Origin of the sequence: Citrobacter sp. U14242, assembly GCF_046555775.1 — a bacterium.
In the GTDB taxonomy this organism is placed as follows: Bacteria; Pseudomonadota; Gammaproteobacteria; order Enterobacterales; family Enterobacteriaceae; genus Citrobacter.
The window spans coordinates 1-17198 of the sequence record NZ_JBKGLW010000002.1 but is presented as its reverse complement, the minus strand read 5'-3'; the positions used below and the strand labels follow the sequence as shown (position 1 = coordinate 17198).

Annotated in this window: 27 protein-coding genes; 21 read left to right on the top strand and 6 right to left on the bottom strand. The window is 50.0% G+C overall.

Going from position 1 to position 17198, the window contains the following annotated elements; genetic code table 11:
* From rplF to arfA, 15 genes are all read left to right on the top strand, one after another.
* Nucleotides 1–534 carry a 50S ribosomal protein L6 gene (rplF, locus tag ACLJXE_RS02785; protein WP_006687355.1) on the top strand — a complete coding sequence of 178 codons (534 nt, stop codon included), beginning with the start codon at nucleotides 1–3 and terminating at the stop codon, nucleotides 532–534.
* Between the two features lie 9 nt (nucleotides 535–543).
* Entirely contained in the window at nucleotides 544–897 is a 354-nt protein-coding gene (gene rplR, locus ACLJXE_RS02780; RefSeq protein ID WP_000358956.1) for a 50S ribosomal protein L18, read from the top strand.
* A 14-nt stretch (nucleotides 898–911) separates the two neighbouring features.
* The gene (gene rpsE, locus ACLJXE_RS02775; protein WP_003031131.1) at nucleotides 912–1415 is read left to right on the top strand and encodes a 30S ribosomal protein S5; all 504 of its coding nucleotides are present in this window, start codon (nucleotides 912–914) and stop codon (nucleotides 1413–1415) included.
* A 3-nt stretch (nucleotides 1416–1418) separates the two neighbouring features.
* Nucleotides 1419–1598: a 50S ribosomal protein L30 gene (rpmD, locus tag ACLJXE_RS02770; protein WP_001140434.1), complete on the top strand. Its 180-nt coding sequence runs from the start codon at nucleotides 1419–1421 to the stop codon at nucleotides 1596–1598.
* Nucleotides 1599–1601: 3 nt separating this feature from the next.
* Complete coding sequence (gene rplO / locus ACLJXE_RS02765) at nucleotides 1602–2036, top strand: 50S ribosomal protein L15 (protein WP_001238917.1); 435 nt, start codon at nucleotides 1602–1604, stop codon at nucleotides 2034–2036.
* Between the two features lie 7 nt (nucleotides 2037–2043).
* Complete coding sequence (secY, locus tag ACLJXE_RS02760; RefSeq protein WP_001118864.1) at nucleotides 2044–3375, top strand: preprotein translocase subunit SecY; 1332 nt, start codon at nucleotides 2044–2046, stop codon at nucleotides 3373–3375.
* A gap of 30 nt (nucleotides 3376–3405) precedes the next feature.
* Nucleotides 3406–3522, top strand: coding sequence for a 50S ribosomal protein L36 (rpmJ, locus tag ACLJXE_RS02755; protein WP_000868187.1), 117 nt, complete (start codon nucleotides 3406–3408; stop codon nucleotides 3520–3522).
* A 146-nt stretch (nucleotides 3523–3668) separates the two neighbouring features.
* Nucleotides 3669–4025 (top strand): 30S ribosomal protein S13, encoded by a 357-nt coding sequence (gene rpsM / locus ACLJXE_RS02750; RefSeq protein WP_003031135.1) that lies wholly within the window; start codon nucleotides 3669–3671, stop codon nucleotides 4023–4025.
* A 16-nt stretch (nucleotides 4026–4041) separates the two neighbouring features.
* Nucleotides 4042–4431, top strand: coding sequence for a 30S ribosomal protein S11 (gene rpsK / locus ACLJXE_RS02745; protein ID WP_260861814.1), 390 nt, complete (start codon nucleotides 4042–4044; stop codon nucleotides 4429–4431).
* A 33-nt stretch (nucleotides 4432–4464) separates the two neighbouring features.
* Entirely contained in the window at nucleotides 4465–5085 is a 621-nt protein-coding gene (gene rpsD / locus ACLJXE_RS02740; RefSeq protein ID WP_003031138.1) for a 30S ribosomal protein S4, read from the top strand.
* A 25-nt stretch (nucleotides 5086–5110) separates the two neighbouring features.
* Nucleotides 5111–6100, top strand: coding sequence for a DNA-directed RNA polymerase subunit alpha (locus ACLJXE_RS02735; protein ID WP_003031139.1), 990 nt, complete (start codon nucleotides 5111–5113; stop codon nucleotides 6098–6100).
* A gap of 40 nt (nucleotides 6101–6140) precedes the next feature.
* Nucleotides 6141–6527 carry a 50S ribosomal protein L17 gene (rplQ, locus tag ACLJXE_RS02730; RefSeq protein ID WP_001216372.1) on the top strand — a complete coding sequence of 129 codons (387 nt, stop codon included), beginning with the start codon at nucleotides 6141–6143 and terminating at the stop codon, nucleotides 6525–6527.
* 107 nt (nucleotides 6528–6634) lie between these two features.
* Nucleotides 6635–7003, top strand: a complete 369-nt coding sequence (locus tag ACLJXE_RS02725; RefSeq protein WP_410750033.1) for a DUF1992 domain-containing protein — start codon at nucleotides 6635–6637, stop codon at nucleotides 7001–7003.
* A gap of 10 nt (nucleotides 7004–7013) precedes the next feature.
* Nucleotides 7014–7439, top strand: coding sequence for a Zn(2+)-responsive transcriptional regulator (gene zntR, locus ACLJXE_RS02720; RefSeq protein WP_410750032.1), 426 nt, complete (start codon nucleotides 7014–7016; stop codon nucleotides 7437–7439).
* Between the two features lie 60 nt (nucleotides 7440–7499).
* Entirely contained in the window at nucleotides 7500–7718 is a 219-nt protein-coding gene (arfA, locus tag ACLJXE_RS02715) for an alternative ribosome-rescue factor ArfA (RefSeq protein ID WP_271442361.1), read from the top strand.
* Here arfA and mscL read toward each other — a convergent pair.
* The 5 genes from mscL to def form a co-directional block, all read right to left on the bottom strand.
* Nucleotides 7715–8128: a large-conductance mechanosensitive channel protein MscL gene (gene mscL, locus ACLJXE_RS02710; RefSeq protein WP_137383643.1), complete on the bottom strand. Its 414-nt coding sequence runs from the start codon at nucleotides 8126–8128 to the stop codon at nucleotides 7715–7717. The genes arfA and mscL overlap by 4 nt on opposite strands.
* A 141-nt stretch (nucleotides 8129–8269) precedes the next feature.
* The gene (gene trkA, locus ACLJXE_RS02705; RefSeq protein WP_115601380.1) at nucleotides 8270–9646 is read right to left on the bottom strand and encodes a Trk system potassium transporter TrkA; all 1377 of its coding nucleotides are present in this window, start codon (nucleotides 9644–9646) and stop codon (nucleotides 8270–8272) included.
* Nucleotides 9647–9667: 21 nt separating this feature from the next.
* On the bottom strand, nucleotides 9668–10957 hold the full coding sequence (rsmB, locus tag ACLJXE_RS02700) for a 16S rRNA (cytosine(967)-C(5))-methyltransferase RsmB (RefSeq protein WP_410750031.1): 1290 nt from the start codon (nucleotides 10955–10957) through the stop codon (nucleotides 9668–9670).
* A 53-nt stretch (nucleotides 10958–11010) separates the two neighbouring features.
* Nucleotides 11011–11958 carry a methionyl-tRNA formyltransferase gene (gene fmt, locus ACLJXE_RS02695; RefSeq protein ID WP_410750030.1) on the bottom strand — a complete coding sequence of 316 codons (948 nt, stop codon included), beginning with the start codon at nucleotides 11956–11958 and terminating at the stop codon, nucleotides 11011–11013.
* 14 nt (nucleotides 11959–11972) lie between these two features.
* Complete coding sequence (def, locus tag ACLJXE_RS02690; protein WP_040232019.1) at nucleotides 11973–12482, bottom strand: peptide deformylase; 510 nt, start codon at nucleotides 12480–12482, stop codon at nucleotides 11973–11975.
* A gap of 130 nt (nucleotides 12483–12612) precedes the next feature.
* Here def and dprA point away from each other — a divergent pair, with 130 nt between their 5' ends.
* The 6 genes from dprA to ACLJXE_RS02660 are packed head-to-tail and all read left to right on the top strand — an operon-like array spanning nucleotide 12613 to nucleotide 16405.
* A complete protein-coding gene (gene dprA, locus ACLJXE_RS02685; protein ID WP_410750029.1) occupies nucleotides 12613–13737 on the top strand; it encodes a DNA-protecting protein DprA in 1125 nt (374 codons plus the stop codon).
* On the top strand, nucleotides 13709–14182 hold the full coding sequence (smg, locus tag ACLJXE_RS02680) for a DUF494 family protein Smg (protein ID WP_005134083.1): 474 nt from the start codon (nucleotides 13709–13711) through the stop codon (nucleotides 14180–14182). Before dprA ends, smg begins: the two co-directional genes overlap by 29 nt.
* 26 nt (nucleotides 14183–14208) lie before the next feature.
* Nucleotides 14209–14751: a type I DNA topoisomerase gene (locus tag ACLJXE_RS02675; RefSeq protein WP_286631010.1), complete on the top strand. Its 543-nt coding sequence runs from the start codon at nucleotides 14209–14211 to the stop codon at nucleotides 14749–14751.
* Between the two features lie 4 nt (nucleotides 14752–14755).
* On the top strand, nucleotides 14756–15328 hold the full coding sequence (gene tsaC / locus ACLJXE_RS02670) for an L-threonylcarbamoyladenylate synthase type 1 TsaC (RefSeq protein ID WP_410750028.1): 573 nt from the start codon (nucleotides 14756–14758) through the stop codon (nucleotides 15326–15328).
* Between the two features lies 1 nt (nucleotide 15329).
* Complete coding sequence (gene aroE, locus ACLJXE_RS02665; RefSeq protein WP_410750027.1) at nucleotides 15330–16151, top strand: shikimate dehydrogenase; 822 nt, start codon at nucleotides 15330–15332, stop codon at nucleotides 16149–16151.
* Complete coding sequence (locus ACLJXE_RS02660) at nucleotides 16148–16405, top strand: DUF1488 domain-containing protein (protein ID WP_286631013.1); 258 nt, start codon at nucleotides 16148–16150, stop codon at nucleotides 16403–16405. The genes aroE and ACLJXE_RS02660 overlap by 4 nt, the downstream gene beginning before the upstream one ends.
* Here ACLJXE_RS02660 and ACLJXE_RS02655 read toward each other — a convergent pair.
* Entirely contained in the window at nucleotides 16381–16935 is a 555-nt protein-coding gene (locus tag ACLJXE_RS02655) for a gamma carbonic anhydrase family protein (RefSeq protein ID WP_410750026.1), read from the bottom strand. The two genes, ACLJXE_RS02660 and ACLJXE_RS02655, sit on opposite strands and share 25 nt — an antisense overlap.
* Between the last annotated feature and the right edge of the window lie 263 nt (nucleotides 16936–17198).

Genomic DNA, 17198 nt, shown 5'->3' with positions numbered 1-17198 from the left:
ATGTCTCGTGTTGCTAAAGCACCGGTCGTTATTCCTGCCGGCGTTGATGTAAAAATCAACGGTCAGGTTATTACGATCAAAGGTAAAAACGGCGAGCTGACTCGTACTCTCAACGATGCTGTTGCAGTAAATCATGCAGATAATGCACTGACCTTCGGTCCGCGTGATGGTTACGCTGATGGATGGGCTCAGGCTGGTACCGCGCGTGCCCTGCTGAATGCAATGGTTGTCGGTGTTACCGAAGGCTTCACTAAGAAGCTGCAGCTGGTTGGTGTAGGTTATCGTGCAGCGGTCAAAGGGAATGTAGTAAACCTTGCTTTAGGTTTCTCTCATCCAGTTGATCATCAGCTGCCGGCAGGTATCACTGCAGAATGTCCGACTCAGACTGAAATCGTGCTGAAAGGCGCTGATAAACAGCTGATCGGTCAGGTTGCAGCAGATCTGCGCGCCTACCGTCGTCCTGAGCCTTACAAAGGCAAGGGTGTTCGTTACGCCGACGAAGTCGTGCGTACCAAAGAGGCTAAGAAGAAGTAAGGTAACACTATGGATAAGAAATCTGCTCGTATCCGTCGTGCGACCCGCGCACGCCGCAAGCTCAAAGAGCTGGGCGCAACTCGCCTGGTGGTACATCGTACCCCGCGTCATATTTACGCACAGGTAATTGCACCGAACGGTTCTGAAGTTCTGGTAGCTGCTTCTACTGTAGAAAAAGCTATCGCTGAACAACTGAAGTACACCGGTAACAAAGACGCTGCAGCAGCTGTGGGTAAAGCTGTCGCCGAACGCGCTCTGGAAAAAGGCATCAAAGATGTGTCCTTTGACCGTTCCGGGTTCCAATATCATGGTCGTGTCCAGGCACTGGCAGATGCTGCCCGTGAAGCTGGCCTTCAGTTCTAAGGTAGAGGTGTAAGATGGCTCACATCGAAAAACAAGCTGGCGAACTGCAGGAAAAGCTGATCGCGGTAAACCGCGTATCTAAAACCGTTAAAGGTGGTCGTATTTTCTCCTTCACAGCTCTGACTGTAGTTGGCGATGGTAACGGTCGCGTTGGTTTTGGTTACGGTAAAGCGCGTGAAGTTCCAGCAGCGATCCAGAAAGCGATGGAAAAAGCCCGTCGCAATATGATTAACGTCGCGCTGAACCACGGCACCCTGCAGCACCCGGTTAAGGGTACTCATACGGGTTCTCGTGTATTCATGCAGCCGGCTTCCGAAGGTACCGGTATCATCGCCGGTGGTGCAATGCGCGCCGTTCTGGAAGTCGCTGGAGTTCGTAACGTTCTGGCTAAAGCGTATGGTTCCACCAACCCGATTAACGTGGTTCGTGCAACTATCGATGGTCTGGAAAATATGAAATCTCCGGAAATGGTCGCTGCCAAGCGTGGTAAATCCGTTGAAGAAATTCTGGGGAAATAAACCATGGCAAAGACTATTAAAATTACTCAAACCCGCAGTGCAATCGGTCGTCTGCCGAAACACAAGGCAACGCTGCTTGGCCTGGGTCTGCGTCGTATTGGTCACACCGTAGAGCGCGAGGATACTCCTGCTGTTCGTGGTATGGTCAACGCGGTTTCCTTCATGGTTAAAGTTGAGGAGTAAGAGATGCGTTTAAATACTCTGTCTCCGGCCGAAGGCTCCAAAAAGGCGGGTAAACGCCTGGGTCGTGGTATCGGTTCTGGCCTCGGTAAAACCGGTGGTCGTGGTCACAAAGGTCAGAAGTCTCGTTCTGGCGGTGGCGTACGTCGCGGTTTCGAGGGTGGTCAGATGCCTCTGTACCGTCGTCTGCCGAAATTCGGCTTCACTTCACGTAAAGCAGCGATTACAGCCGAAGTTCGTCTGTCTGACCTGGCTAAAGTTGAAGGCGGTGTTGTAGACCTGAACACGCTGAAAGCGGCTAACATTATCGGTATCCAGATCGAGTTCGCGAAAGTGATCCTGGCTGGTGAAGTAACGACTCCGGTAACTGTTCGTGGCCTGCGTGTTACTAAAGGCGCTCGTGCTGCTATCGAAGCTGCTGGCGGTAAAATCGAGGAATAAGTAGCAGATGGCTAAACAACCGGGATTAGATTTTCAAAGTGCCAAAGGTGGCTTAGGCGAGCTGAAACGCAGACTGCTGTTTGTAATCGGCGCGCTGATTGTGTTCCGTATTGGCTCTTTCATTCCGATCCCTGGTATTGATGCCGCTGTACTTGCCAAACTGCTTGAGCAACAGCGAGGCACCATCATTGAAATGTTTAACATGTTCTCTGGTGGTGCTCTCAGCCGTGCTTCTATCTTTGCTCTGGGGATCATGCCGTATATTTCGGCGTCGATCATTATCCAGCTGCTGACGGTGGTTCATCCCACGTTGGCAGAAATTAAGAAAGAAGGGGAGTCTGGTCGTCGTAAGATCAGCCAGTACACCCGCTACGGTACTCTGGTGCTGGCAATATTCCAGTCGATCGGTATTGCTACCGGTCTCCCGAATATGCCTGGTATGCAGGGCCTGGTGATGAATCCAGGCTTTGCATTCTATTTCACCGCTGTTGTAAGTCTGGTTACAGGGACTATGTTCCTGATGTGGTTGGGTGAACAGATTACTGAACGTGGTATCGGCAACGGTATCTCAATCATTATCTTCGCCGGTATTGTCGCGGGACTCCCGCCAGCCATTGCCCATACTATCGAGCAAGCGCGTCAAGGCGACCTGCACTTCCTCGTGTTGCTGTTGGTTGCAGTATTAGTATTTGCAGTGACGTTCTTTGTTGTATTTGTTGAGCGTGGTCAACGCCGTATTGTGGTAAACTACGCGAAACGTCAGCAAGGTCGTCGTGTCTATGCTGCACAGAGCACACATTTACCGCTGAAAGTGAATATGGCGGGGGTAATCCCGGCAATCTTCGCTTCCAGTATTATTCTGTTCCCGGCAACCATCGCGTCATGGTTCGGGGGCGGGACTGGTTGGAACTGGCTGACAACAATTTCGCTGTATTTGCAGCCTGGGCAACCGCTTTATGTGTTACTCTATGCGTCTGCAATCATCTTCTTCTGTTTCTTCTACACGGCGTTGGTTTTCAACCCGCGTGAAACAGCAGATAACCTGAAGAAGTCCGGTGCATTTGTACCAGGAATTCGTCCGGGAGAGCAAACGGCGAAGTATATCGATAAAGTAATGACCCGCCTGACTTTGGTTGGTGCGCTCTACATTACCTTTATCTGCCTGATCCCGGAGTTCATGCGTGATGCAATGAAAGTACCGTTCTACTTCGGTGGGACCTCACTGCTTATCGTTGTTGTCGTGATTATGGACTTTATGGCTCAAGTGCAAACTCTGATGATGTCCAGTCAGTACGAGTCTGCATTGAAGAAGGCGAATCTGAAAGGCTACGGCCGTTAACAGTCGCCCGAGAAGTTACGGAGAGTAAAAATGAAAGTTCGTGCTTCCGTCAAGAAATTATGCCGTAACTGCAAAATCGTTAAGCGTGATGGTGTCATCCGTGTGATTTGCAGTGCCGAGCCGAAGCATAAACAGCGCCAAGGCTGATTTATTCGCATATTTTTCTTGCAAAGTTGGGTTGAGCTGGCTAGATTAGCCAGCCAATCTTTTGTATGTCTGTGCGTTTCCATTTGAGTATCCTGAAAACGGGCTTTTCAGCATGGTGCGTACATATTAAATAGTAGGAGTGCATAGTGGCCCGTATAGCAGGCATTAACATTCCTGATCAGAAACATGCTGTGATCGCATTAACTTCGATCTACGGCGTCGGCAAGACCCGTTCTAAAGCCATTCTGGCTGCAGCGGGTATCGCTGAAGATGTTAAGATCAGTGAGCTGTCTGAAGAACAAATCGACACGCTGCGTGACGAAGTTGCCAAATTTGTCGTTGAAGGTGATCTGCGCCGTGAAGTTAGCATGAGCATCAAGCGCCTTATGGACCTTGGTTGCTATCGCGGTTTGCGTCATCGTCGTGGTCTCCCGGTTCGCGGTCAGCGTACCAAGACCAACGCACGTACCCGTAAGGGTCCGCGCAAACCGATCAAGAAATAATCGGGGTGATTGAATAATGGCAAAGGCACCAATTCGTGCACGTAAACGTGTAAGAAAACAAGTCTCTGACGGCGTGGCTCATATCCATGCTTCTTTTAACAACACCATCGTTACCATTACTGATCGTCAGGGTAACGCACTGGGTTGGGCAACAGCCGGTGGTTCCGGTTTCCGTGGTTCTCGCAAATCCACTCCGTTTGCAGCTCAGGTTGCAGCAGAGCGTTGCGCTGACGCCGTAAAAGAATACGGTATCAAGAATCTGGAAGTTATGGTCAAAGGACCGGGTCCAGGTCGCGAATCTACTGTTCGTGCTCTGAACGCCGCTGGTTTCCGCATCACTAATATTACTGATGTGACTCCGATCCCTCATAACGGTTGTCGTCCGCCGAAAAAACGTCGCGTATAACGCTGTCGTTTCTAGGATTGTTGGAGAAAGAAAATGGCAAGATATTTGGGTCCTAAGCTCAAGCTGAGCCGTCGTGAGGGCACTGACTTATTCCTTAAGTCTGGCGTTCGCGCGATCGATACCAAGTGTAAAATTGAACAAGCTCCTGGCCAGCACGGTGCGCGTAAACCGCGTCTGTCTGACTATGGTGTGCAGTTGCGTGAAAAGCAAAAAGTTCGCCGTATCTACGGTGTGCTGGAGCGTCAGTTCCGTAACTACTACAAAGAAGCAGCACGTCTGAAAGGCAACACCGGTGAAAACCTGTTGGGTCTGCTGGAAGGTCGTCTGGACAACGTTGTATACCGTATGGGCTTCGGTGCCACTCGTGCAGAAGCACGTCAGCTGGTCAGCCATAAAGCAATTATGGTAAACGGTCGTGTTGTTAACATCGCTTCTTATCAGGTTAGTCCGAATGACGTTGTTAGCATTCGTGAGAAAGCGAAGAAGCAGTCTCGCGTGAAAGCCGCTCTGGAGCTGGCTGAGCAGCGTGAAAAGCCAACCTGGCTGGAAGTTGATGCTGGCAAGATGGAAGGTACGTTCAAGCGTAAGCCGGAGCGTTCTGATCTGTCTGCGGACATTAACGAACACCTGATCGTCGAGCTTTACTCCAAGTAAAGCTTAGTACCAAAGAGAGGACACAATGCAGGGTTCTGTGACAGAGTTTCTAAAACCGCGCCTGGTAGATATCGAGCAAGTGAGTTCGACGCACGCCAAGGTGACCCTTGAGCCTTTAGAGCGTGGCTTTGGCCATACTTTGGGTAACGCACTGCGCCGTATTCTGCTCTCATCGATGCCGGGTTGCGCGGTGACCGAGGTTGAGATTGATGGTGTACTACATGAGTACAGCACCAAAGAAGGCGTTCAGGAAGATATCCTGGAAATCCTGCTCAACCTGAAAGGGCTGGCGGTGAGAGTTCAGGGTAAAGATGACGTTATTCTTACCTTGAATAAATCTGGCATTGGCCCTGTGACTGCAGCCGACATTACCCATGATGGGGATGTCGAAATCGTCAAGCCACAGCACGTGATCTGCCACCTGACCGATGAGAATGCATCTATTAGCATGCGTATCAAAGTTCAGCGCGGTCGTGGTTATGTGCCGGCTTCTACCCGAATTCATTCGGAAGAAGATGAGCGCCCAATCGGCCGTCTGCTGGTCGACGCATGCTACAGCCCTGTAGAGCGTATTGCCTACAATGTTGAAGCAGCGCGTGTAGAACAGCGTACCGACCTGGATAAGCTGGTCATCGAAATGGAAACCAACGGCACAATCGATCCTGAAGAGGCGATTCGTCGTGCGGCAACCATTCTGGCTGAACAACTGGAAGCTTTCGTTGATTTACGTGATGTACGTCAGCCGGAAGTGAAAGAAGAAAAACCAGAATTCGATCCGATCCTGCTGCGCCCTGTTGACGATCTGGAATTGACTGTCCGCTCTGCTAACTGCCTCAAAGCAGAAGCTATCCACTATATCGGTGATCTGGTACAGCGTACTGAGGTTGAGCTTCTTAAGACGCCTAACCTTGGTAAAAAATCTCTTACCGAGATTAAAGACGTGCTGGCTTCCCGTGGACTGTCTCTGGGCATGCGCCTGGAAAACTGGCCACCGGCAAGCATCGCTGACGAGTAACCGGATCACAGGTTAAGGTTTTACTGAGAAGGATAAGGTCATGCGCCATCGTAAGAGTGGTCGTCAACTGAACCGCAACAGCAGCCATCGCCAGGCTATGTTCCGCAATATGGCAGGTTCACTGGTTCGTCATGAAATCATCAAGACGACTCTGCCGAAAGCGAAAGAGCTGCGTCGCGTAGTTGAGCCGCTGATTACTCTTGCCAAGACTGATAGCGTAGCTAATCGTCGTCTGGCATTCGCCCGCACTCGTGATAACGAGATCGTGGCAAAACTGTTTAACGAGCTGGGCCCGCGTTTCGCGAGCCGCGCCGGTGGTTACACTCGCATTCTGAAGTGTGGCTTCCGTGCAGGTGACAACGCGCCGATGGCATACATCGAGCTGGTTGATCGCTCTGAATCGAAAGCAGAAGCTGCTGCAGAGTAATCTGTAGTAACGTAAAAAAACCCGCCTCGGCGGGTTTTTTTATATCCGCAAGATCCCTACTTATCTACAATATCTGTATTCTTTTTGTTCATCCTCTGGGGTGTTGTATGTGGTTACTGGACCAGTGGGCAGAGCGCCATATCATTGATGCACAATCTAAAGGCGAGTTCGATGATTTACCGGGTACAGGCGAGCCGCTTACTCTCGACGATGATTCTCATGTCCCACCGGAGCTTCGGGCCGGGTACCGTTTATTAAAAAATTCTGGGTGCCTTCCTCCTGAGCTCGAACAACGCAGAGAGGCGATACAGTTGCTTGATATACTCGCAGGTATTCGCCAGGACGATCCTCGTTATCAGGATGTGAGTCGGCGCCTGTCGCTACTTGAACTCAAACTTCGGCAGGCTGGACTCAGCACTGAGTTTCTGCGTGGTGAATACGCGGATAAACTATTGCATAAAATTAATGTTGAATAACGGAGGAAGTATGTACCGGATTGGTGAATTAGCAAAACTGGCCGACGTGACACCTGATACTATCCGCTACTATGAAAAGCAGCAGATGATGGAGCATGAAGTACGTACTGAAGGCGGATTTCGACTCTATACAGAAAGTGATCTGCAACGCCTTAAGTTTATTCGTTATGCGCGACAGCTAGGTTTTACGTTGGAGTCTATTCGTGAATTACTTTCGATCCGTGTCGATCCGGAGCACCATACCTGTCAGGAATCAAAAGGGATCGTTCAGGATAGATTGCAGGAAGTCGAAGCCCGTATAGCCGAACTTCAAACGATGCAACGATCGTTGCAGCGATTGAATGATGCATGTTGCGGAAAGGCACACAGCAGCGTCTATTGTTCTATTCTGGAGGCACTTGAACAAGGTGCCAGTGGCACGATAGCAGGCTGTTGATTTATTGAATGGGCGGGTCTACACTCGCGGCGTAAATTGTTACCACAAGCTGGAGATATTATGAGCCGTTATCAGCATACTAAGGGGCAGATAAAGGACAACGCCATTGAGGCGCTTCTGCATGATCCACTTTTCAGGCAGCGTGTTGAGAAGAATAAAAAAGGGAAAGGTAGTTATCTGCGTAAAGGTAAGCATGGCAATCGGGGTAACTGGGAGGCCAGTGGCAAGAAAGTGAATCACTTTTTTACCACTGGCCTTCTTGTTTTAGTGAGCGTTTAGGAACGATTATTCTGTTCTTTCAGCAGGTCACGAATTTCACTTAACAATACTTCCTCTTTAGAGGGAGCTGGCGGTGCTGCAGGTTCTTCCTCTTTTTTACGATTCAGTTTGTTGATCAGTTTGATCGCCATAAAGATTGCAAACGCCACAATAATGAAATCAAAGACGTTCTGAATAAATACACCGTAATGCATAACGACAGCCGGGATATCTCCCTGCGCATCGCGTAATGTCAAAGCAAACTGTTTAAAATCGATCCCACCAATTAACAACCCCAGTGGCGGCATGATGATATCGGCAACCAGCGATGAAACAATCTTACCGAATGCCGCACCAATAATGACACCTACTGCCAAATCGACAACATTCCCGCGCATCGCGAATTCGCGAAATTCTTTAATAATGCTCATTTTATTCTCCCTATGCAGCTGACGTTTATAAGTTTAACAAATGTTAAGACATTTTCCATTTATGTATTGCTGAAAGGAAAATTTATTAGACCATGAAAAATAAAGGGAAATAAAATGGGCGCTATATAAGCGCCCAGATATTTACAGGAAGAAGGGGCTTGGCTGGAATAGTCGTTCGACGTCAGTAATAAACTTTTTGTCTGTCAGGAACATGATAACGTGATCACCCTGCTCAATACGAAGGTTGTCATTGGCTATCATCACGTCGTTACCTCGCACTACCGCACCAATAATGGTACCGGGTGGAAGTTTAATTTCGTCTATTGCGCGACCGACAACTCGTGATGTCGTTTCATCCCCGTGCGCGACAGCTTCAATCGCTTCCGCAACACCGCGTCGCAGCGAAGAAACGCCGACAATATCAGCTTTGCGCACATGGCTCAGTAGTGCAGATATGGTGGCCTGTTGCGGTGAAATTGCAATATCAATCACGCTACCCTGGACCAGATCAACATATGCCCTACGCTGGATCAGCACCATGACTTTCTTGGCGCCCATGCGTTTGGCGAGCATGGCCGACATAATGTTAGCTTCATCGTCGTTGGTTACCGCGATAAACAGATCAACTTGATCAATATGTTCTTCAGCTAGCAGCTCTTGATCCGAGGCATCGCCGAAAAAGACGATCGTATTTTGCAATTTCTCTGCAAGCTCGGATGCCCGTTGCTGATTGCGCTCGATCAGTTTGACGCTGTAATCTTTTTCCAGACGTCGGGCCAGACCAGCACCGATATTACCGCCACCCACTAACATAATACGCTTGTAGGGTTTTTCCAGACGCTGAAGTTCACTCATTACAGCACGAATGTGCTGTGAAGCTGCAATAAAGAATACTTCATCACCCGCTTCAACAATGGTGGAACCCTGCGGACGGATTGGCCTGTCATGACGGAATATCGCCGCAACGCGGGTATCGATGTGTGGCATATGCTCGCGCATTGTCGACAGTGCATTGCCGATCAATGGTCCGCCGTAATAGGCTTTGACCACTGCCAGACTGACTTTACCTTCGGCAAAATTTACCACCTGCAACGCGCCTGGGTACTCAATCAGTCGATAAATGCTATCGATAACCAGCTGTTCTGGCGCAATCAGGTGATCGATAGGCACTGCGTCAGACTGGAACAGTTTATCTGCATCGCGGACATAATCCGGCGAGCGAATTCGGGCGATACGATTGGGGGTATTAAAGAGTGAGTACGCTACCTGGCAGGCAACCATATTGGTTTCATCTGAGCTGGTCACTGCAACCAGCATATCGGCGTCGTCAGCTCCGGCTTCACGCAGTACACGGGGATGAGAACCATGACCTTGCACAACACGGAGATCAAACTTGTCCTGCAGGCTGCGCAGACGCTCACCATTGGTATCGACTACCGTGATATCGTTGTTCTCTCCGACCAGGTTCTCAGCCAACGTACCGCCAACTTGCCCTGCGCCCAGAATGATAATTTTCATCAGTTGCGACCCGTTATTTCATCACTTCTTGATTAGCTTAGCGTAAAAGAAACCGTCACCTTCTTCTGCACCCGGTAAATTCTGACACCCTGGCTGTTCCGGCGTACCCGTTTCACTTAATTGAGCGTCTGGCGTACGTGCCAGGAAGGCAGAGATTTGCTGTTGGTTCTCTTCAGGCAAAATAGAACAGGTTGCATAAACCAGCGTGCCACCCGGTTTCAGATGTGCCCAGGTCGCATTAAGTATTTCTGCCTGTAGTTGGGCGAGTTCAGCAATATCCCGATCGCGACGCAACCACTTTATATCTGGATGGCGACGGATGACCCCAGTGGCAGAGCACGGTGCATCTAACAAAATGCGATCAAACTGCTGTTCGCCGCACCACTGTTCGGGGTAACGACCATCGCCCTGTTTAACGGTTGCCTTCATACCAAGGCGTTTCAGGTTGTCATAGACACGTGACAGCCGTTTTTCATCGACATCGACAGCCATCACATTAGCTTGCGGGGCAACTTCCAGAATGTGAGTGGTTTTACCGCCCGGCGCACAGCACAGGTCGAGGATCTGTTCGCCGTCTTTCGGTAACAGATAGGTCACGCATCCTTGAGCAGAAGCATCCTGGACGGTCACCCAGCCTTCGTCAAAACCTGGGAGGGCGTGCACAGGAGCCGGCGTTTCCAGACGCACCGCATCCGGGTACTCCGGATGCGGGAAGCCGGTTAATCCCGCTTCGGTAAGTAGATCCAGCCAGGCGTCGCGCGTATGGTGGTTACGATTGACACGTAGCCACATCGGCGGTCGCTGGTTATTGGCTGCAAGAATCGTTTCCCACTGCTGTGGATAGGCATTTTTGATACGCTTAACCAGCCATGAAGGGTGTAAAAAACGCAGTTCGTTTTGTGCAAATTCGGTGACCAGTTCTTCCTGGCGGCGCTGAAACTGGCGTAATACACCGTTAATTAACCCTTTTAGCTGAGGTCGCCTGATAACGACTGCACCTTCGACGGTTTCAGCCAGCGCAGCATGTGGCGGAATACGAGTATGCAAAAGCTGGTAGAAGCCAACCATAATCAGATAGTGGACCGTGCGCTGTTTGCCCGTCATCGGACGTTCCATCAACTGTTGAATCATCCACTCCAGTTGGGAGAGCGTTCGCAAGACGCCGAAGCAAAGCTCCTGCAACAGCGCCTTATCTTTGTCGGCTACTTTTTGCTGCATGGCGGGCAGTACGTTACTCAACGATTGGCCCTTTTCGACAACCTGTTCGACAGCCTGGGCCGCCATACTGCGTAAATTAAGATGTTTTTTCATAAGCGCAAAAATAAAAATGCCCGGAGGCTCCGGGCTTTAAAAGAGATGAACCGTCAGATCAGACGATTCCCAGGCACAAACCACTCCCGACGCGAATTGAGCAGATCCTGTGCGCTCATCGCTTTCTTGCCGGCAGGCTGTAAAGCGATGAGATTCAGGATGCCGTCGCCTGTTGCGACCTGGATGCCCTGCTTTGTCGCCTCGAGGATGGTGCCTGGTGCAGCCTGTGTGTCCGTAGCAATAACAGAAGCTTTCCAGACTTTCACTGGCTGACCTTCTATTTCAAGCCAGCTCATTGGCCACGGGTTAAAGGCGCGGATACAGCGTTCCAGCTGAGCGGCCGAAAGTGACCAGTCGATACGGGCCTCTTCTTTGCTGAGTTTTTCTGCATGCGTAACCAGAGATTCATCCTGAACGACTGGTTTTAGTGTGCCAGCAGCAAGCTGTTTTAGCGTTTCAATCAGCCCCTGAGGCCCTAAATTTGCCAGCTTGTCGTATAACGAACCGCTGGTATCTTCTGCCGTAATTGGGCAGGACAGCTTATGCAGCATATCGCCAGTGTCCAGACCGACATCCATCTGCATGATGGTTACACCGGTTTCGGTGTCGCCTGCCCACAATGAACGCTGGATCGGCGCGGCCCCACGCCAGCGTGGAAGCAGAGAACCGTGAACGTTGATACAACCCAGACGCGGCATGTCCAGTACGGCTTTTGGCAGAATCAGGCCATATGCCACCACCACCATTACATCTGCGTGCAGATCAGAAACCAGTTGTTGGTTTTCCTGGGGACGAAGAGATACAGGTTGGAATACGGGTATCCCTTTTTCTTCCGCCAGCACTTTCACCGGGCTGGGCATTAGCTTTTTACCACGCCCCGCAGGGCGGTCCGGTTGGGTAAACACGCCAACGACGTTATGTCCAGAAGACAACAGCGCGTCGAGATGACGCGCTGCAAAGTCAGGTGTACCCGCAAAAATAATACGTAGTGAGTCTGACACGTTGATTCTTGTCCTTAAGCTCGGGCGTTCAGGCGGTCGAGTTTTTCAACTTTCTGACGAATACGTTGTTGCTTCAACGGAGACAGATAATCGATAAACAGTTTACCGACCAGGTGATCCATTTCATGTTGGATGCAGATAGCCAACAGGCCATCGGCCTCCAGTTCAAAAGGTTTGCCGTCGCGATCAAGCGCACGAATTTTTACTTTTTCAGCGCGCGGTACTAATGCACGTTGTTCAGGAATAGACAGGCAACCTTCTTCAATGCCCGTTTCGCCGTCTTTCTCCAGCAGCTCTGGGTTAATTAATACCAGACGCTCGTCACGGTTTTCAGAGACATCAATAACAATGATGCGCTGATGAATATCGACCTGTGTTGCGGCCAGACCAATACCTTCTTCGGCGTACATCGTTTCGAACATATCATCAACGATACGCTGAATTTCTGCATTCACTTCTTCAACCGGTTTTGCGACTTTGCGAAGACGCTCGTCCGGAATATGTAACACTTGCAAAACTGACATAGTTATCCAGAGTTGTGTTCAGGAGTTGGAAAGATTATTACCTCTATTCTAGACAAAACCCCCTCCGATTGACAGCATCAGTGACCAATCGCAAAGATTGCCAGGACGGCTTGTGGCAGGGGGAACAGGGATGACCCATATTGAGATTTGGTTACGTTTAGCACAAGTGAATGAACTGTATGGTGATGAGATGGTGCGCATTGCGCACTGGCTTATTGCTCAACCGAGTATTAACAATACGATACTTCGGCATGCAGGGCTCACTCCTCGCCAGGTCGAACGTTTTCAGGCCTTTTCTGAGCAGTCACTGGAAAAAACGCTGCGTTGGCTTGAGTTACCCCATCATCATCTGGTTTTTGCCGACAGTAAGTATTTTCCGCCGCAGCTGCGTGCTATTGAGGATTACCCTGGCGTACTTTTCATTGCTGGTCGCCCTGAGTGTCTTCACTCATTTCAAGTTGCTGTTGTCGGCAGTCGGCAGCACTCCTGGTATGGCGAACGATGGGCGCGGTTGTTCTGTGAAAAGCTTGCAGCATGTGGTGTGACGATCACTAGCGGACTGGCTAAAGGGATTGATGGTGTGGCGCATACTGCAGCGATAAACACACACGGGGCCAGTATTGCGGTACTGGGAAATGGTCTGAAAACTATATATCCGCGACAACATGTTCGTCTTGCTGAAAATTTGATAGAGGCCGGAGGCGCGCTGGTGTCTGAATTTCCTTTGGATATGCTCCCTTTACCGCGTCATTTTCCCCGACGAAATCGCATTATTAGTGGTCTAAGTAAGGGAGTACTGGTTGTTGAAGCGGCACAGCGTAGCGGTTCATTAGTCACTGCACGCTGTGCACTGGAACAGGGACGGGATGTTTTTGCTTTGCCTGGACCGATAGGGAGCCCGGGAAGTGAAGGTCCCCATTGGCTTATTCAGCAGGGAGCCATGCTTGTGACAGCACCAGAGGAAATACTGGAAAGTTTGCAATATGGGCTGCAATGGCTGCCAGATGAGCCTGAAAAATCAATTTATTCGCCGGATCACGAAGAGGTGGCATTGCCATTTTCAGAGCTCCTGGCTAACGTAGGAGATGAGGTAACACCTGTTGACGTCGTCGCTGAACGTGCCGGCCAACCTGTGCCAGAGGTAGTGGCTCAACTGCTCGAACTGGAGTTAGCAGGATGGATCGCAGCTGTACCCGGCGGCTATGTCCGATTGAGGAGGGCAAGCCATGTTCGACGTACTAATGTATTTGTTTGAGACATATATCCATAACGAAGCTGAGCTGCGTGTGGATCAGGACAAACTGGAACGGGATCTTACCGACGCTGGTTTTGATCGTGAAGACATCTACAACGCGTTACTGTGGCTGGAAAAGCTTGCTGATTATCAGGACGGCCTTGCCGAACCTATGCAGCTTGCATCAGATCCCCTTTCTGTACGTATTTATACTGCAGAAGAATGCGATCGGCTGGATGCGAGCTGTCGGGGGTTCCTGCTATTCCTGGAGCAGATTCAGGTGCTAAACCTCGAAACGCGAGAAATGGTGATAGAGCGCGTACTTGCGCTGGATACGGCTGAGTTTGATCTGGAAGACCTGAAGTGGGTGATCCTGATGGTTCTGTTCAACATTCCGGGCTGCGAAAATGCCTATCAGCAAATGGAAGAATTACTCTTTGAGGTGAATGAAGGTATGCTGCATTAATCAATCTTCATTCAGTATGAGTTGTTATGGCTAAATCAGCACTGTTTACGGTGCGTAAAAACGAGCCCTGTCCACAATGTGGGGCTGAACTGGTTATTCGTTCCGGGAAACACGGCCCGTTTCTCGGTTGCTCACACTATCCAGAATGCGATTATGTCCGTCCGCTGAAATCATCTGCGGACGGACATATAGTCAAAGTTCTGGAGGGTAAATTCTGCCCTGCATGTGGTGCTGAACTGGTGCTGAGGCAGGGAAGATTCGGTATGTTTATTGGGTGCAGTGTTTACCCAGCCTGCGATCACACTGAGCTTATCGATAAGCCTGATGAAACAGCAATAGTATGCCCTCAATGCCAGACGGGCCATTTGGTTCAGCGGCGTTCACGTTATGGCAAAACCTTTTACTCCTGCGATCGCTATCCGGAGTGTCAGTTTGTCATTAACTTCAAACCGTTAGCCGGAGAGTGTCCAGAGTGCCACTATCCGCTACTCATCGAAAAGAAAACCGCGCAGGGTGTGAAGCATTTCTGTGCCAGTAAACAATGTGGAAAGCCGATCCCGGCGGAATAAAAAAGTGAATAAAAACCTGCCCACGGACCCCATCGCTGCCGCGATAGAGGTTCTGCAACAAGAAAATGTCATCGCTTATCCAACAGAAGCCGTTTTTGGTGTCGGGTGTGATCCTGACAGCGAAACGGCAGTAACGCGTCTGTTGGAACTCAAACAACGTCCAATAGATAAAGGTTTGATTTTGATTGCGGCAAATTTTGATCAACTCAAACCGTATATTGATGACAGCATGCTTACAGATGCTCAACGTGAAGCTGTTTTCGCGAGCTGGCCAGGCCCTGTCACCTTCGTTTTCCCGGCACCTGTGACAACGCCGCGTTGGCTGACCGGTCGTTTTGATTCGCTCGCCGTGCGTGTCACGGATCACCCGCTGGTGGTTGCATTGTGTCAGGCTTATGGCAAGCCATTAGTTTCCACCAGTGCTAATCTGAGTGGACTGCCACCCTGCCGAACGGTAGAGGAAGTACGAGCGCAGTTCGGGGAAAATTTTCCAGTGGTTGAAGGTAATACCGGCGGACGTTTGAATCCCTCGGAAATCAGAGATGCTTTGACGGGTGAACAGTTTCGACAGGGGTAATATGAAAGAAGCCTATGCTGTTTTTGGTAATCCGGTAGCGCACAGCAAATCGCCTTTTATTCATCAGCAATTTGCCCGGCAACTGAAGATTGATCACTCTTATGGTCGGATGCTGGCGCCCATCAATAACTTTGTGAATACGCTCAATGCCTTTTTTGCTGATGGGGGGAAGGGCGCCAATATTACCGTTCCCTTTAAAGAAGAGGCATTTGCGCGTGCTGATGAACTAACAGAGCGGGCATCGTTGGCTGGAGCGGTCAATACCCTAAAACGGCTTGAGGATGGGCGTTTACTGGGTGATAACACCGATGGTATCGGCCTGCTTAGCGACCTTGAGCGTTTGTCTTTCATTCATCCCAGGTCTCGCATACTGCTGATTGGGGCTGGTGGTGCGTCCCGCGGTGTGTTGCTGCCTCTCCTGTCTATGGATTGCGCGGTGACTATTGTTAATCGTACCGCCTCGCGTGCCGAAGAATTGGCGCAGATCTTCTCCCATACCGGTAGCGTTCAGGCGGTGGGAATGGATGAGCTGGATAATTACACTTTCGATCTGATCATCAACGCTACTTCCAGTGGTATTAGCGGCGATGTTCCAGCCATTCCTGCATCGCTTATTCACTCTTCGGTCTATTGCTACGACATGTTCTACCAGAAGGGAAATACCCCGTTCCTTTCCTGGTGCGTATTACATGGTGCAAAACATTGTGCCGATGGTTTAGGAATGCTGGTGGGGCAAGCGGCACATGCTGTTTTGCTCTGGCATGGTGTACTGCCGGAGATTGAGCCAGTGATTAAAACACTGCAACAGGAACTTTCTGCATGAATCAGGCCATTCAATTTCCTGATAGGGAAGAGTGGGTGGCGGATATTAATTCCGTCGTCTTCCCGGCGATGGTTCATGGTATGCAGCTAAAATGTGCCATAAAAGGAGAGACACTGGCGCATCGCTTTGGCGGCGACACGCCTGAACAGTGGCTTGAGACTTTTCGCGAATATCGCTGGGATCTGGAAGAAGAGGCGGAAGCATTGATCCTGGCCCAGCAGGATGACGATCAAGGATGGGTCTGGTTACCCTGATTTAAATACTCATCTTTCCACTTTACGTAGTTGTTAGCAGAGTACTGTAGGCCTGCTTTCTCTTCATCAGTTAATGGGCGGATTTGTTTAACCGGGCTTCCCAGATACAGATATCCGCTCTCCAGGCGCTTGTTTTGCGGGACCAGGCTTCCCGCTCCGATCATGACGTCATCTTCTACTACTACGCCATCCAGCAAAATCGATCCCATACCAACTAAAACGCGGTTGCCAATGATGCAGCCGTGCAGCATGACCTTATGACCTACAGTCACATCTTCGCCTACGATTAGAGGGTTACCTTGCGGATTAGATGTGGATTTATGTGTGACATGCAGCACGCTGCCATCCTGAATGTTTGTACGGGCGCCAATCTGTACGTAGTTCACGTCGCCACGAATCGCAACCAGTGGCCAAATCCCGACATCATCAGCCAGACGAGCATCGCCAATGACAACACTACTACTATCGATCATGACGCGTTCGCCGATCTGTGGGAAAAGATCCTTATAAGGACGCAGGACATCAGACATGTTTACCTCAATGAAAATAGGGCGGTAATGAAGACTTTGGTTGGATTATTGAGACTGTGCAAGTGATTTAGTTATCAAAAATCAGCCAAATTGCACAGGAATGTAGCGAAAGGAGTGAAAAACAAGCATTCGGCAAAAAAGATCCAAAAAACACTTGTGCTAAAAAATGGGATCCCTATAATGCGCCTCCATCGACACGGCGGATGTGAATCACTTCACGCAAACAGCCGGTCCGGTTGAAGAGAAAAATCCTGAAATTCAGG

Excerpts from the sequence above, each read along its gene's own strand:
- rpmD (WP_001140434.1), top strand. The coding sequence starts at position 1,419 with ATGGCAAAGACTATTAAAATTACTCAAACCCGCAGTGCAATCGGTCGT.
- smg (WP_005134083.1), top strand. The coding sequence starts at position 13,709 with ATGTTCGACGTACTAATGTATTTGTTTGAGACATATATCCATAACGAA.
- rpsK (WP_260861814.1), top strand. The coding sequence starts at position 4,042 with ATGGCAAAGGCACCAATTCGTGCACGTAAACGTGTAAGAAAACAAGTC.
- ACLJXE_RS02660 (WP_286631013.1), top strand. The coding sequence starts at position 16,148 with ATGAATCAGGCCATTCAATTTCCTGATAGGGAAGAGTGGGTGGCGGAT.
- ACLJXE_RS02725 (WP_410750033.1), top strand. The coding sequence starts at position 6,635 with ATGTGGTTACTGGACCAGTGGGCAGAGCGCCATATCATTGATGCACAA.
- def (WP_040232019.1), bottom strand. The coding sequence starts at position 12,482 with ATGTCAGTTTTGCAAGTGTTACATATTCCGGACGAGCGTCTTCGCAAA.
- trkA (WP_115601380.1), bottom strand. The coding sequence starts at position 9,646 with ATGAAAATTATCATTCTGGGCGCAGGGCAAGTTGGCGGTACGTTGGCT.
- dprA (WP_410750029.1), top strand. The coding sequence starts at position 12,613 with ATGACCCATATTGAGATTTGGTTACGTTTAGCACAAGTGAATGAACTG.
- mscL (WP_137383643.1), bottom strand. The coding sequence starts at position 8,128 with ATGAGCATTATTAAAGAATTTCGCGAATTCGCGATGCGCGGGAATGTT.
- rplO (WP_001238917.1), top strand. The coding sequence starts at position 1,602 with ATGCGTTTAAATACTCTGTCTCCGGCCGAAGGCTCCAAAAAGGCGGGT.
- rplF (WP_006687355.1), top strand. The coding sequence starts at position 1 with ATGTCTCGTGTTGCTAAAGCACCGGTCGTTATTCCTGCCGGCGTTGAT.
- rpsD (WP_003031138.1), top strand. The coding sequence starts at position 4,465 with ATGGCAAGATATTTGGGTCCTAAGCTCAAGCTGAGCCGTCGTGAGGGC.
- ACLJXE_RS02675 (WP_286631010.1), top strand. The coding sequence starts at position 14,209 with ATGGCTAAATCAGCACTGTTTACGGTGCGTAAAAACGAGCCCTGTCCA.
- rpmJ (WP_000868187.1), top strand. The coding sequence starts at position 3,406 with ATGAAAGTTCGTGCTTCCGTCAAGAAATTATGCCGTAACTGCAAAATC.
- rpsE (WP_003031131.1), top strand. The coding sequence starts at position 912 with ATGGCTCACATCGAAAAACAAGCTGGCGAACTGCAGGAAAAGCTGATC.
- aroE (WP_410750027.1), top strand. The coding sequence starts at position 15,330 with ATGAAAGAAGCCTATGCTGTTTTTGGTAATCCGGTAGCGCACAGCAAA.
- rplR (WP_000358956.1), top strand. The coding sequence starts at position 544 with ATGGATAAGAAATCTGCTCGTATCCGTCGTGCGACCCGCGCACGCCGC.
- zntR (WP_410750032.1), top strand. The coding sequence starts at position 7,014 with ATGTACCGGATTGGTGAATTAGCAAAACTGGCCGACGTGACACCTGAT.
- secY (WP_001118864.1), top strand. The coding sequence starts at position 2,044 with ATGGCTAAACAACCGGGATTAGATTTTCAAAGTGCCAAAGGTGGCTTA.
- rsmB (WP_410750031.1), bottom strand. The coding sequence starts at position 10,957 with ATGAAAAAACATCTTAATTTACGCAGTATGGCGGCCCAGGCTGTCGAA.
- rplQ (WP_001216372.1), top strand. The coding sequence starts at position 6,141 with ATGCGCCATCGTAAGAGTGGTCGTCAACTGAACCGCAACAGCAGCCAT.
- ACLJXE_RS02735 (WP_003031139.1), top strand. The coding sequence starts at position 5,111 with ATGCAGGGTTCTGTGACAGAGTTTCTAAAACCGCGCCTGGTAGATATC.
- ACLJXE_RS02655 (WP_410750026.1), bottom strand. The coding sequence starts at position 16,935 with ATGTCTGATGTCCTGCGTCCTTATAAGGATCTTTTCCCACAGATCGGC.
- arfA (WP_271442361.1), top strand. The coding sequence starts at position 7,500 with ATGAGCCGTTATCAGCATACTAAGGGGCAGATAAAGGACAACGCCATT.